General features: G+C 49.0%; 12 protein-coding genes and 1 tRNA gene. 8 read left to right on the plus strand and 5 right to left on the minus strand.

Annotated features, from left to right (window positions below; all coding sequences use genetic code 11):
* Positions 1-22: 22 nt before the first annotated feature.
* Complete coding sequence (locus ACJ67_RS02770; protein ID WP_049637776.1) at positions 23-2,152, minus strand: TonB-dependent receptor; 2,130 nt, start codon at positions 2,150-2,152, stop codon at positions 23-25.
* A 116-nt stretch (positions 2,153-2,268) separates the two neighbouring features.
* Positions 2,269-3,450 carry a bifunctional phosphopantothenoylcysteine decarboxylase/phosphopantothenate--cysteine ligase CoaBC gene (gene coaBC / locus ACJ67_RS02775; RefSeq protein WP_049637777.1) on the minus strand — a complete coding sequence of 394 codons (1,182 nt, stop codon included), beginning with the start codon at positions 3,448-3,450 and terminating at the stop codon, positions 2,269-2,271.
* Between the two features lie 99 nt (positions 3,451-3,549).
* Here coaBC and ACJ67_RS02780 point away from each other — a divergent pair, with 99 nt between their 5' ends.
* Together ACJ67_RS02780 and radC are read left to right on the plus strand one after the other, a co-directional pair.
* Positions 3,550-4,317, plus strand: coding sequence for a hypothetical protein (locus ACJ67_RS02780; protein WP_049637778.1), 768 nt, complete (start codon positions 3,550-3,552; stop codon positions 4,315-4,317).
* Positions 4,318-4,338: 21 nt separating this feature from the next.
* Positions 4,339-5,013, plus strand: a complete 675-nt coding sequence (gene radC, locus ACJ67_RS02785; protein ID WP_049637779.1) for a DNA repair protein RadC — start codon at positions 4,339-4,341, stop codon at positions 5,011-5,013.
* Positions 5,014-5,031: 18 nt separating this feature from the next.
* On the opposite strand, the gene ACJ67_RS02790 is transcribed toward radC, so the two are convergent.
* A tRNA-Val gene (locus ACJ67_RS02790) sits at positions 5,032-5,107 on the minus strand.
* Positions 5,108-5,230: 123 nt separating this feature from the next.
* The gene (locus ACJ67_RS02795; protein WP_049637780.1) at positions 5,231-5,464 is read right to left on the minus strand and encodes an ANTAR domain-containing protein; all 234 of its coding nucleotides are present in this window, start codon (positions 5,462-5,464) and stop codon (positions 5,231-5,233) included.
* Between the two features lie 256 nt (positions 5,465-5,720).
* On the opposite strand from ACJ67_RS02795, the gene ACJ67_RS02800 reads away from it, so the two are divergent.
* From ACJ67_RS02800 to ACJ67_RS02825, 6 genes are all read left to right on the plus strand, one after another.
* Positions 5,721-7,772 carry a carbon starvation CstA family protein gene (locus ACJ67_RS02800; RefSeq protein ID WP_049637781.1) on the plus strand — a complete coding sequence of 684 codons (2,052 nt, stop codon included), beginning with the start codon at positions 5,721-5,723 and terminating at the stop codon, positions 7,770-7,772.
* An 11-nt stretch (positions 7,773-7,783) separates the two neighbouring features.
* The gene (locus ACJ67_RS02805) at positions 7,784-7,969 is read left to right on the plus strand and encodes a YbdD/YjiX family protein (RefSeq protein ID WP_049637782.1); all 186 of its coding nucleotides are present in this window, start codon (positions 7,784-7,786) and stop codon (positions 7,967-7,969) included.
* Positions 7,942-8,217 (plus strand): TIGR03643 family protein, encoded by a 276-nt coding sequence (locus ACJ67_RS02810; RefSeq protein ID WP_049637783.1) that lies wholly within the window; start codon positions 7,942-7,944, stop codon positions 8,215-8,217. The genes ACJ67_RS02805 and ACJ67_RS02810 overlap by 28 nt, the downstream gene beginning before the upstream one ends.
* A gap of 103 nt (positions 8,218-8,320) precedes the next feature.
* On the plus strand, positions 8,321-10,177 hold the full coding sequence (gene ilvD, locus ACJ67_RS02815; protein ID WP_049637784.1) for a dihydroxy-acid dehydratase: 1,857 nt from the start codon (positions 8,321-8,323) through the stop codon (positions 10,175-10,177).
* On the plus strand, positions 10,177-11,112 hold the full coding sequence (locus ACJ67_RS02820) for a D-hexose-6-phosphate mutarotase (protein WP_049637785.1): 936 nt from the start codon (positions 10,177-10,179) through the stop codon (positions 11,110-11,112). The genes ilvD and ACJ67_RS02820 overlap by 1 nt, the downstream gene beginning before the upstream one ends.
* Positions 11,113-11,316: 204 nt before the next feature.
* Entirely contained in the window at positions 11,317-11,640 is a 324-nt protein-coding gene (locus tag ACJ67_RS02825) for a c-type cytochrome (protein WP_018986236.1), read from the plus strand.
* 98 nt (positions 11,641-11,738) lie between these two features.
* On the opposite strand, the gene ACJ67_RS02830 is transcribed toward ACJ67_RS02825, so the two are convergent.
* On the minus strand, positions 11,739-13,091 hold the full coding sequence (locus ACJ67_RS02830; RefSeq protein WP_049637786.1) for a sodium-dependent transporter: 1,353 nt from the start codon (positions 13,089-13,091) through the stop codon (positions 11,739-11,741).
* Positions 13,092-13,094: the final 3 nt, after the last annotated feature.

Below are 13,094 nucleotides of genomic sequence, written 5' to 3' on the forward strand. Positions count from 1 at the left end.
GGCTTTGAAAAAGATGATGTATTTAGAATTTGTATTGCGCGCTCAAGCCGACGAGATAGTTGCGGTCTGCTGCTGTTTCATAAAACAATCTGTTGCCATCATTAATTCTTACTGAGCCGATGTACTCTTTATCGAACATATTTTCTACACGAACAAACTCTTTAAATCTCCAATTGGTCAGATTTTGCTCAAATCCTGCACGCAGATTGAAGATGGTATAAGAAGGTGCTGAGTCACTATTCACGTCATCCACAAACACTTTGCTGTTGTGGCGACCCTCAAAAGCAGTGAAAAATCCCAGTGGCTGATAGCTCCAGGCAATTTCTCCATAAATCTGGCTACGATAAGTGCCTGGGATTTTGTTGCCAGCCAATACTGTTCTTGATGTTGTGGTTGTAGGTCTGAATGTAAACGAATCTTTAAACTCAGCGTCCAGTAAAGTGTAAGCAAAATAAGTGCTGATATTATTTTCAAATCTGGAGTCAATTGAAAGCTCCAAACCTTTACGTTCCGTCTTCCCAGCATTTGTGAAGGATGAGCGACCGGCATTTGTGAGCGAAGTAACGATTTCATCATCGGTCATTACCTTAAAAAAGGTGATGTTCATTCTGGTGTTATCGTTCAAGAAAGCTTTGGCACCAATTTCATAATTATTACTTTCTGAGGCTTTTAAACCCAAATTCGGCTTACTCGCGACACCGGTGGCTACGTTATCAAACGCTGCCTCAACGAAAGTCGGAGTTTCAAAACCTTTGCCGAAGTTAACATAAAAATTCAGAGCTTCAGTGGCTTTCCAGACGGCGCCGATGACTGGGGTGGTTTTCTGATACTCGACGCTGCCGCTATTATCGCCATTGACAGTCAGCAAATCGTCTTTTACTTTTAATCTGACTTTCGTATGTCGTGCGCCTGCATGAACATCAACAGATTGGCTGATGCTAAGTTTTCCTTGAATATATTGATCAAAGTTGGTTGAAATGTTTTGTTCATTACGGTTTGCTACGTTTATAGCCAAACCGTTATTTAGTATGTTTGTATCTTTTCGATCATCAGTTGATTTGCCGTAGGTTAAACCAACCGCAAGAGTGTATGGCAAACTGAAGACTGCGCCTGAGTTGTCCCAGCGCAGATCTGTGCCATAAAATTCTCGATCTATTTCACTCAAGCGTCCGTTAGTGGTATTCAGAGTAGTCGCAGTCGCCGTTGTAGTAAGCACTTGCGCATTTCTACGTGACCCTACATATGGAATTAAACTGATTTTATTATTTTCGTTAAATGCATGCTCTAGATTAAAGCCTATCTGAGTATGATCACGTTTCACGCCAGTGTTTGCAAATGTTGCTGCGGCAATCGCTGAATCTCTGGTTGACCCTGAGAATGCTCTCGCCCGATCGAGTCCTAGCGGATCTTGGGCATCTTGTTCAAACCAATTTACCAATGAAGTGAGCTTGGTGTCTTCGCTAATATTAAATTTGAACTTGGCAGTAGCCATTTGTTTGTTGCCTTTGCCATGATCACGGAAACTATTGGTTTCAAAGTTTGAAATATTCAATAGATATTCAACATTTTCAGATTGCCCCGCAGCCTCTAATACTTGCCGTTTTGTATCATAGCTGCCAAACATGGCGGTAGCGCCAACTTCAGGTGATTGCGGTGCATTTTTTGTGATCATTTGGATGACGCCCCCGGAAGAGTTTCCGTAAAGTGATGAGAAGGGTCCGCGCATCACTTCAATGCTTTTAATAGCCGACAAATCAACCACCCCTGGCTGACCTTGTCCGTCTGGCATGGTGAGCGGAATGCCATCCACATACACTCTCACTCCTCGCACGCCAAAAGCAGAGCGTGAGCCGAAGCCACGAGTGGAAATTTGAGGATCCTGGGCTTGATTGTTTCTGTTTTGTGCGGTGATGCCTGGAACCCTAATCAGGCTCTCAGAAAGTTGCATTTGCAATTGCCCATTTTTGATGTCTTTTTCCTCAACGACGTCAATTGCCACTGGCAGGTCAAAGCTGTTTTGTGCCTGGCGGGTTGCCGTAACCACTATTGGGGATAAGGTGACCGTGTTGACCTCCTCAGCACACACCGAAATAGGGGTGTTGAAAGCTGTTGCGATGGCAATTGATAACGGAGTTAAATGAAGCACGCGCATTGTAATTCTCTAATTAAATTAAATGGCGCGATTGTAAGCTGACTGTAAGTGTGGCCGACTCAGTATTTTCATGAAAATACTGAGTAAATCTCAATTCAATTGATTTAGAGCAATTGTCAGATCAGTTGGTTTTTTAAGTGCGCGAGTATGTTGAATGCAATAGTGAATTTATCGTCGTTGCCAAGCGGATGTTCGCCTTGCGCGTCGATAATGGTAACTTCATTATCATCGCTGCCCATGGCGGTATTAGCATGGTTTGCGATCATCATGGGGATACGTTTTGCCAGACGTTTTTGATTTGCATAATCAAGTATATGCTCGGTTTCGGCCGCAAAGCCAATGCAGTAGGGAGGGTTTGGCAAAGAGGCTACATCTGCCAGGATGTCTTTGTTTTTTATAAGTTTAAGGGTAAGTGACTCTTCACTTTTTTTGATTTTTTGAACTGATGAAGATTCTGGGCGGTAGTCTGCAACTGCTGCAACACCAATGAAGATATCCTGGTCGGAGATATGTTGCATCACCGTATGATACATCTCACTAGCGCTGCCAGCATGATATGCGTGACTGACGGCAGGACGAGCAACCTGCGTGTGGCCGTAGACCAAGGTTACTTCTGCTCCCATACGCATAGCCGCTTGCGCTAACGCGTAGCCCATTTTGCCGCTGCTGATATTGGTGATGCCTCGCACAGGGTCGAGCATTTCCATGGTGGCGCCTGCGGTAATCAGTAACTTTTTACCTGCTAGCAGCTTAGGCGTGAAAAAATCCTGCAATCCTTCGATCAAGGCTTCAGGCTCCAGCATTCTGCCTTGACCAACTTCCCCGCAAGCCTGTTCACCACTGTCCGGTCCCAGTATGATGATACTGTCTTGTTGTAGTTGTGTAACGTTGCGTTGTGTCGCTGCGTTTTCCCACATTTGCCTGTTCATTGCGGGGGCGACCATAAGTGGGCACTCACGTGCCAAGCACAGAGTAGAGAGCAGATCGTTGGCAAAACCATGTGCCAATTTAGCAATAAAGTCGGCGCTGGCAGGAGCTACCAGGATTGCATCCGCTTTACGGCTTAGCTCGATATGTGGCATGCCGTTGGCGATGCGCTGATCCCAGCTATCAACAAAGACCGGGTTGCCTGAAAGCGCTTGCAAAGTGGTTGGCGTAATAAAGTGTGTCGCAGCCTCTGTCATCACCACTTGTACGCTATGCCCCAGTTTAACCAGCAGGCGTATGAGCTCTGCAGTTTTGTAGGCGGCAATGCCGCCAGTCACGCCGAGCAGTAGATGTAGAGGCCGATGAGTCATGCTGGCATTTTAACTGCAAAGCATGCGCATTGCCATTGATGGGGTGTGCAGCGTCTTCTTTAAACATGTTAACATGTGGTAAGCAATGGGATGAGGCGCATGTTAAAGTTAGTCAGAATTTTTTTCTGGGTAGTGGTCGTATTGACGGCGTTGATGCAGCTTTGGCAAGAGTATCAACTCCTGCAATGGCACAAGCCTTTAAATGTGGCGTTATATCCGGTCAATGCCGATGGAGCGGCCGTGGTGGATACTTATATCACTAGTCTGCGGGAACATGATTTTGAGGTGATTGCACAGTTTTTCTCGAGAGAAGCACACAAGTACCAGTTATCTTTAAGCCGCCCCATTAATTTGTATCTTGGGCCTGAAATTCATGAAGTGCCACCCGCCCCGCCTGCCATTAATGGTCATTGGCTGGATATCATCTTGTGGAGCCTCAAGTTCAGGTGGTTCAGCTGGGGGCATCAGCCGTCAGTCGGTGTGCCGATTGATATCAAGCTTTATCTGTTATATCACGATCCATCCAAACATACCCATCTGATGCATTCGACTGCACTGCACAAAGGCAGGATAGGCCGGGTGAACCTGTTTGCTGCCCATCGTCAGCATGCGGTTAATACCGTCATCATCGCACATGAGTTGCTACACACCTTGAGTGCCGGGGACAAGTATGACCTCAATACAAATCTCCCTTTGTTTCCCCAGGGTTATGCCGAGCCTTACCTGCAACCACTTTATCCGCAACAGCTGGCTGAAGTCATGGCCGGTAAAGTGCCGATCACCCCACGCAGGGCGCGTATGGCAAAAGGGCTGGAAGAAACCGTGATTGGCAGGCCGACGGCGCGTGAAATTGGATGGACCAAATAAACAGGTAACTTGGGAGAAATAATGGCAATTACAGACTGGCCGGAGCAGGAACGGCCGAGGGAGAAACTATTGCGTACTGGGGTGACAGCCCTCTCTGATGCAGAACTGTTGGCCATTTTTTTACGTGTTGGTGTCCCCGGTAAGACGGCGGTCGATCTGGCCAGGGATTTGTTACAAAAATTTAAAAGCCTGAATGGTATTTTTTCGGCCGGCTTGGGAGAAATGCAAAGTGTGTATGGCATGGGTGCCAGCAAATATTGCCAACTGCAAGCCGTCCTTGAAATGAGCAAGCGTGCATTGGGTGAGACCTTGCAGCAAGCAGACAGTTTTTGTTCGCCGGCACAGGTAAAGCACTATTTGCAACTGCAATTATCCGCACTGCAGCGAGAAGTATTTGGCATTATGTTTTTGGATGCACAGAATCGTTTGATTACCTATGAAACTCTATTCGAAGGTAGCTTGATGCAAACCAGTGTGTATCCGCGCGAGGTAGTCAAGCGAGCCCTGGCATTGAACGCTGCTGCCTTGATATTAAGTCACAATCATCCGGGCGGTAGTGCAAATCCTAGCCGGGCAGACGAGCAGCTAACACAGAGTTTGAGAGACGCATTAAGCCTGGTAGATATTAAGGTTCTAGACCACATTGTGGTGGCCGGACAATCTACATTTTCGTTCAGCGAGCGGGGATTGATCTAATGATTGCAGGCGGTGGGATGGTGGGTGCTAACGGGGTCGAACCGCTGACATTCGCCTTGTAAGGGCGACGCTCTACCAACTGAGCTAAGCACCCGTGCCTTGCAACGAAGCGCGCATTATACCGAAACTCTTTTTTCCTGCAAGCCTAAGTAAAAAAATTTATGGGGGAAATATGGAAGAAAAATATAAATATCAGTCGCCAGTCATGGCGCAGGGATTAAATAGTCAGTCGTTTGGTGATGTTGACTAGCTGCAATGAAATGTCAGCCACGCCGGTTTTACGTTTTTCTGCCATCTCCAATAAAAGAGAATACGCTTGTTCTTCGCTCAAGTCTCGCTGATGCATCAGGATATCCCTGGCTGAGTCGACCAATTTCTGGTCTGCCGGGCTGAGCAGGATGCGCGGAGTGGAGCTTGGTGGCGCTGGCGTGTCTGTAATCAAGGGTCTCATTGCAAATCTTAGAAAAAACTTCGATTACAGATTAGCAATCCCCATGCCAGATGGTCGGCGTTTGTTAACTGTATGATTATAAATAATAATTGTTATGGCATGAGAACTTGAAGCTGTTTGGTCTCAGGGTAAAGGCTGCACCATGACAGTGCTGTTGCACCACCTGACGGATCGTTGAGCGCGGGATGTTTTTGCGCACCATGGGTCTTTTTGTTACAGTGCAAATCATTAAAAAACAGGAAAGAATTCCATCACTATGAAAGCTTTTTGGAGTCGTGCAGGCTGGGCGGGTGTCGCCTTGTTGGGAACTGCAGCGTTGGCAAATGTGGCGTTGGCGAGGGGGGAGTCGCTCAACGCATTATGGCTAATCACGGCAGCCATCTGCGTCTACTTGATTGGCTACCGCTTTTATGCCGCCTGGATTGCGGCCAATGTGTTGGCAATAGATGCGACACGGGCGACGCCTGCTGAGCGCTTGAATAACGGTCGTGATTATGTGCCCACCAATCGCTGGGTGGTATTCGGGCATCATTTTGCAGCGATTGCCGGGCCAGGCCCGTTGGTGGGTCCCACCCTGGCGGCACAATTCGGTTATTTACCCGGCACCTTGTGGATATTGATAGGTGCTGTACTTGGCGGGGCCGTACAGGATATGGTCACCCTATTTTTGTCGACACGCCGCAATGGCCGCAGCCTGGGGCAGATGGCGCGTGATGAAATTGGCGCGATAGGGGGGACGGCAGCGCTGGTTGGCACATTCATGATTATGATTATCCTGATTGCGGTGCTGGGGCTGGTGGTGGTCAACGCCATGAAACATAGTCCCTGGGGAACTTCAACGGTCGCTGCAACTATCCCTATTGCCATGCTGGTAGGGGTGTATATGCGTTATCTGCGCCCAGGGCGCGTGCTTGAGGCCTCTTTGCTTGGCGTGGCGTTACTGCTGGCCTCTGTCGTGTTAGGGGGCTGGGTAGATCACCATCCGCAATTGGCCGCCCTGTTTGATCATGAAGGCTTGCCGCTGGCATTTAGTATTATTGGCTATGGGTTTGCGGCTGCGGTGTTGCCGGTGTGGTTGCTGCTTGCGCCGCGCGATTACTTGTCCACTTTTATGAAACTGGGCACAGTCATCATGTTGGCGCTTGCGATCTTGTGGTTGCATCCTGAAATTCATATGCCTGCCATCACGCCTTTTATTGATGGTACTGGCCCTATTTTTGGTGGCAAGCTGTTCCCGTTTGTATTCATTACGATTGCCTGTGGGGCGATTTCTGGTTTTCATGCACTGATAGCCAGCGGAACCACGCCGAAACTGATTACCAGTGAAAATGATATTCGTGTCATTGGCTATGGCGCCATGTTGCTGGAAAGCTTTGTCGCGATTATGGCCATGGTGGCCGCTACCGTGCTGGAGCCAGGCGTGTATTTCGCGATCAACAGCCCGGCAGGGGTGGTCGGCAAGGAAGCATTGGATGCAGTGAACACTATTAGCAGCTGGGGCTACCAGGTGACTGCGGAGCAGATGCAGCATCTCGCCAGTGCCATGGGGGAAAGTACCTTATTTGCCCGAACCGGTGGCGCCCCCAGTCTTGCAGTGGGAATGGCCAGTATTCTGGGGAATGTGTTTGGTGAGCATTTGCTGGCGTTGTGGTATCACTTTGCCATTATGTTTGAGGCCATTTTTATTCTTACCACGCTCGATGCCGGTACTCGTGTCGGTCGTTTCATGTTGCAAGACATGCTGGGTAATCTGCATCCCAAGCTGGGTGAAACCTCTTATACGCCGTCTGTGATCTTGACCAGTGCACTCGTCGTTGCAGGCTGGGGTTATTTTCTCTATATCGGTGTCATTGATCCGAATGGTGGCGTCAACATTTTGTGGCCGCTGTTCGGTATTGCCAACCAGATGCTGGCAGCAATCGCATTGTCGGTGGGCACCGGCATCCTGATCAAATCCGGCAAGGCATCTAAAGCCTGGATTACCGGCTTGCCTCTGGTTTGGCTGCTGACCATAACTACCACTGCCGTCTATGAAAAAGTCTTTAGCGATGATGTGCGGGTAGGTTTTTTTGCTGCGGCAAACGATTTATCGCAAAAACTGTCTGCTGGATTGCTACCCCCTGAAAAAGCTGCTGTGGCGCCACAATTAATTTTTAACCAGCAACTGGATGCCTGGCTGACTGTGTTTTTTGTCCTGATGTTATGGATAGTCGTGCTGGATATGCTGCGCATGAGCTGGCGCAGTTTGGCGGGGAAAACAGTGCTGCCCAGTAGTGAAACGCCTTATGTGGCAAGCCGGTTGAGCTAAGGAGAAGCAACATGCGCAAGTTAAACATATTTTGGCAGCGAGTCCGTCAGCTGTCTGGTGACGATGCTTATGAGCGCTACCTGGCGCATTACAATGAGCATCATGCCCAGCCTGGTGAAGCCGCACCTTTAACGCGCGCTGATTTTTTTAAACAATGGCAGGATCAAAAATGGACAGGCATCAAACGCTGTTGCTAACTGAAGGGGATATTTCGCGCATCATCGAAATGGCGTGGGAGGATCGCACCCCATTCGAGGCTATTGAGCATCAGTTTGGTCTCAGTCAGGCCGAGGTCATTGTGCTGATGCGTAGTCAATTAAAGTCTCGCGTATTTATCTCCTGGCGCAAGCGCACACGCGGACAACAGACTAAACATTCCGCTTTGCGTAGCCCTAAAGTCAACCGGCACTGTTCATCATTTCAGCACAAGCAGGTGCGGCCTTAGCATTTTTTATCGCCTGCGCTGAATGTAACAAGTCTGTTTCAGTCGCGCATGCGGCTGCGGATTCAGTTAAAATAAGATTTTAACGACAATCCTAGTGTTTCTCATGCCTAAATACCGTTCTCACACAACGACACAAGGTCGTAACATGGCTGGTGCACGCGCATTGTGGCGCGCCACCGGCATGAAAGATGAAGATTTCTCCAAGCCAATTATTGCCGTGGCTAACTCCTTCACCCAGTTTGTGCCTGGCCATGTGCATCTGAAAGACCTGGGTCAATTGGTCGCACGCGAGATTGAGAAGGCGGGTGGCGTTGCCAAGGAATTTAATACGATTGCTGTAGACGACGGTATTGCCATGGGGCATGGTGGCATGTTGTATAGCTTGCCTAGCCGTGACCTGATTGCAGATAGCGTGGAATATATGGTGAATGCGCATTGTGCCGATGCGCTGGTGTGTATTTCCAACTGTGACAAGATTACCCCAGGCATGCTGATGGCGGCTTTACGCCTCAATATCCCAGTGGTCTTTGTATCTGGTGGCCCAATGGAAGCTGGTAAAGTGAACTGGCAGGGGACAGTAAGAAAACTGGATCTGGTGGATGCCATGGTGGAAGCGGCTGACAGCCATGTGAGTGATGCAGAGGTGGCTGAGGTGGAGCGCTCTGCCTGTCCGACCTGCGGCTCTTGCTCAGGTATGTTTACTGCCAACTCCATGAACTGCCTGACAGAGGCACTGGGTTTGAGCTTGCCTGGTAATGGTTCGACGCTGGCGACGCATGCAGCGCGTAAACAACTGTTCTTGAAGGCTGGCCGCTTGATTGTTGAGTTAGCTAAACGTCACTATGAACAAGACGATTACAGTGTATTGCCGCGTAGTATTGCCACCATGAAAGCGTTTGAGAACGCCATGAGCCTGGACGTGGCCATGGGTGGTTCTACCAATACGGTATTGCATTTGCTGGCCGCTGCGCATGAGGCCGGGGTGGACTTCACCATGAAAGACATCGACCGTATCTCTCGCCAGGTTCCCTGCGTCTCTAAAGTGGCGCCTGCTACCAGCAAATATCATATGGAAGACGTACACCGCGCGGGCGGCGTGATGGGCATTCTGGCGGAACTGAACCGTGCCGGGGTGATTCATACTGAAGTGCCTACCGTGCACAGTGCCAGTATGGGCGAAGCCTTGGCCAAATGGGATATCGTCACTACGCAAGACGAAGAAGTGAAACAGTTTTATCGCGCAGCCCCAGGCGGCATTTCAACCACCATCGCATTTAGCCAGAGCATGTTGTGGCCTGATCTGGACGATGACCGTGAGCATGGCTGTATCCGTAGCAAGGAACATGCTTATTCACAAGATGGTGGCTTGGCGGTGTTGTATGGCAATATCGCGCTTGATGGCTGTATTGTGAAAACGGCTGGCGTGGATGACAGTATCCTTAAGTTTACTGGCCGTGCCCGTGTCTTTGAAAGTCAGGATTCTGCGGTCGAGGCCATTCTGGCCGATAAGATTGTGGCTGGGGATGTAGTGGTGATCCGTTACGAAGGTCCACGTGGTGGGCCTGGTATGCAAGAAATGCTGTATCCGACCTCTTACCTGAAGTCCAAGGGTCTGGGTAAAGCCTGTGCCTTGCTGACCGATGGCCGTTTTTCAGGGGGTACCTCAGGCTTGAGTATCGGCCATGCCTCGCCAGAGGCGGCCGAGGGTGGAGCGATTGGCTTGGTGCAAGAGGGCGATACCATTGAAATTGATATTCCTAACCGCACCATACACCTGGCTGTGAGTGACGAAGAAATGGCCCATCGTCGCGGTAATATGGAAGCCAAAGGTGCGAATGCCTGGAAACCAATGAATCGGGAACGCTTGGTTTCGCCTGCCTTGCGCGCGTATGCGGCCATGAGCACCAGTGCGGCTAAAGGGGCTGTGCGCGATGTATCCCAGATTGAAAGGAGACGATAATGAACAACGAATGCGGCATCCTCTCCAAGAGTATGGAAATGACGAAGCGCATGAAGTTACATGCACATGTGAACCAATGGCAGGATGAAAATGGCTTGCAGTATCTGGAAATTGACAATCCCCTAGCCACTGGCAAAATTGCGTTGCAAGGGGCTCATGTCATGCATTGGCAGCCAAAGTTTCTGGCGAACCCGGTGCTGTGGCTATCCAGCAATGCGCGATATGTCAAAGGCCGTTCTATTCGTGGTGGCGTACCTATTTGCTGGCCATGGTTTGGTGCGCACCCTACCGATAGTACGCTGTGTCCACATGGATTTGCCCGTGTCATTCCATGGCGGGTCATGGATATTGATGCGACCCCCACCGGTGCAACCCGTATCATTCTTGAGATGCAACAGACGCCTGAAGCGCAGCGTCAGTTATCCTATCCTTATGAGTTGACATTGACGATTACCATAGGCCGTCGTTTGCGTATTGACCTGGCGACGACCAATCATGCCGAACACCCCTTTGTCATTGGTGAAGCCTTTCACACTTACTTTAATGTGAGTGACATCTCCAACATCCGGATCACGGGCATGCAGGATCTGGTATATCTGGATAAACTCCTCAAGTATGAACGCAACGTGGAGCATAATGCCCTCACGTTTGATGGCGAAGAGTATGATCGTGTATACGTGCATCACAGCTCGGATTGTGCGATCCACGATAGTGGCTACAACCGTATTATCCATGTTGCCAAATCAGGTAGCGACACGACTGTGGTGTGGAATCCGGGGGCGGACAAAGCGGGTGCCATGGGTGATATGGGTGTGGGTGACGAGTGGCGTAAAACGATTTGTGTTGAGACCACGAATGCGCTCGACAATATGGTCGTGATTAATCCTGGCCGTAAACATATCCTGAGTGCAGAGTACTCTATCGAGACCTTGTAACACCAGTGTGACACATGTCAACCATTAAGTGGCACGCGCGTTTTTAGCATGTTGGCAAAACGCTAAACCAGTTGAAATTATATGAACGGCCGTTGATTTTAACGGTTTTTCTATTGTGGATTTTGCTTGGTCAGGTAATATGCCACATGCATGAGAATTGCATTATGGGGTTCTATTTATTTAGAAGATATTCAAGGAGATCGCATGAAAGTTTTATTTTCCGCAATCGCAGCAGCGACTTTGTTGATGGCTGGTACAGCACATGCTGCTGATGCCGCTGCTGCTAAAGCACTGGCACAAAAAAGTGGCTGCCTGGCATGCCACAGTATTGATGCCAAAGTATTGGGCCCTGCGTACAAAGACGTAGCAGCAAAATACAAAGGCGACAAAGGTGCCGAAGCCAAATTGATTGAAAAAGTTAAAAAAGGTGGTAGCGGTGTGTGGGGTAATATCCCAATGCCAGCAAACAGCCCACAAGTGAAAGATGAAGATATCAAAACTATCGTTGAGTGGATTTTGACACTCTAATCATCATTTAGAGCATGCAGTAAATAGAAAAGCCAGCCTTACCAGCTGGCTTTTTTTGAGTCACTTTTCGCGCTTTGGATGTGACGTCCATCCGTCTGTTATTGCACGAATCCAATTAAGTAAACAAACACCGCAATGATCGCAACAGGGGCAATCATATTGTTAGCAATTCGCCAGCATTGATAAGTGAATGGATCTAAGCCAAATTCGTGTTGCGTGTGGCTTTTTTTCATAAAGTAACCAGCAAATACAGCCATTAATAGTCCGCCAAGGGGGAGCATGAGCGTGGAAGTGAGTTTATCTAACATCTCAAAAATATTTAAATCGAAAAGCACCTTCACATTGGCCCATATATTAAATGACAACACTACACTCAATCCCGTAAGCCAGATGATGAGCCCTAGCGCTGTACTGACCATAGTACGTTTGAAAGTTGTATTTTCAACCACCCAGGCAATGGTGGGTTCTAATAGCGAAATGGCGCTGGTCCAGGCGGCGAATGCAACCAGCAGGAAAAATAATGTGGCAAAGACATTGCCTGCAGGCATGGCGCCAAATGCAATCGGCAGTGTTTGAAATAGCAGTCCTGGTCCGGCGTTGGGAGCAAGATGGTTGGCAAATACCAGTGCGTAAATAGCCAGGCCGACTAATAAGCCTAAAGAGGTGTCTACCAAGGCAATCCAAACGGTAGTGCGCGCAATTGAAACATCGCGATTTAAATAAGAGCCGTACACCATCACCGAGCCCATGCCCAGGCTCAAGGAGAAGAAAGCGTGACCTAATGCTGACAAAACGGCCATGGGGGTGATCTTTGAAAAGTCCGGTGTAAACATGAAATGCGCGGCGGCATGCATATCACCAACTGACATGCTGTAACCAAGCAAGATAAATAGGATCACAAACAATGCCGGCATCAGCACATTATTGGCTTTTTCGAGACCGGAATTCACGCCACGTGCCACCACGCCCATCACCATGACCATAAAGAGGGTGTGCCAAATGGTGAGTTGTATAGGGTTAGCCAGTAATGCGTTGAAGTTGGATTGTGACTGTGCCGCAGAAATATGGGTAAAGGTATTTTGCATGGCCGCCACGGTGTAACTTAATACCCAGCCAGCAATCACACTGTAAAAGCTCAATATCAACACGCCTGCCAGCATGCCCATTGCGCCCATCCAGCGCCATTGATTAGAAACGTTAGCTTCTTTTGCCAGTGTATGAATGGCATCGAGCGGATTTTGTTGCGCGCGGCGCCCCAGCATGATTTCAGTCATCATTAACGGAATGCCGACAAAGAAAATGCAAGCGATAAATACCAGGACAAAAGCACTGCCGCCGTTCACCCCTATCATGTAGGGAAGTTTCCATATATTGCCCAAACCAATGGCGGAGCCCGCCGTGGCCAGCATAAATGTCCAACGGTTTTTCCAAGCGCCACGATGCTGTGACATATC

Source organism: Methylophilus sp. TWE2, from assembly GCF_001183865.1.
GTDB lineage: Bacteria > Pseudomonadota > Gammaproteobacteria > Burkholderiales > Methylophilaceae > Methylophilus.

Coding starts and splice junctions, on each gene's coding strand:
- ACJ67_RS02770 (WP_049637776.1), bottom strand. CDS start 2,152: ATGCGCGTGCTTCATTTAACTCCGTTATCAATTGCCATCGCAACAGCT.
- ACJ67_RS02800 (WP_049637781.1), top strand. CDS start 5,721: ATGAAAGCTTTTTGGAGTCGTGCAGGCTGGGCGGGTGTCGCCTTGTTG.
- coaBC (WP_049637777.1), bottom strand. CDS start 3,450: ATGACTCATCGGCCTCTACATCTACTGCTCGGCGTGACTGGCGGCATT.
- ACJ67_RS02820 (WP_049637785.1), top strand. CDS start 10,177: ATGAACAACGAATGCGGCATCCTCTCCAAGAGTATGGAAATGACGAAG.
- ACJ67_RS02805 (WP_049637782.1), top strand. CDS start 7,784: ATGCGCAAGTTAAACATATTTTGGCAGCGAGTCCGTCAGCTGTCTGGT.
- ilvD (WP_049637784.1), top strand. CDS start 8,321: ATGCCTAAATACCGTTCTCACACAACGACACAAGGTCGTAACATGGCT.
- ACJ67_RS02825 (WP_018986236.1), top strand. CDS start 11,317: ATGAAAGTTTTATTTTCCGCAATCGCAGCAGCGACTTTGTTGATGGCT.
- ACJ67_RS02780 (WP_049637778.1), top strand. CDS start 3,550: ATGTTAAAGTTAGTCAGAATTTTTTTCTGGGTAGTGGTCGTATTGACG.
- ACJ67_RS02810 (WP_049637783.1), top strand. CDS start 7,942: ATGGACAGGCATCAAACGCTGTTGCTAACTGAAGGGGATATTTCGCGC.
- ACJ67_RS02795 (WP_049637780.1), bottom strand. CDS start 5,464: ATGAGACCCTTGATTACAGACACGCCAGCGCCACCAAGCTCCACTCCG.
- ACJ67_RS02830 (WP_049637786.1), bottom strand. CDS start 13,091: ATGTCACAGCATCGTGGCGCTTGGAAAAACCGTTGGACATTTATGCTG.
- radC (WP_049637779.1), top strand. CDS start 4,339: ATGGCAATTACAGACTGGCCGGAGCAGGAACGGCCGAGGGAGAAACTA.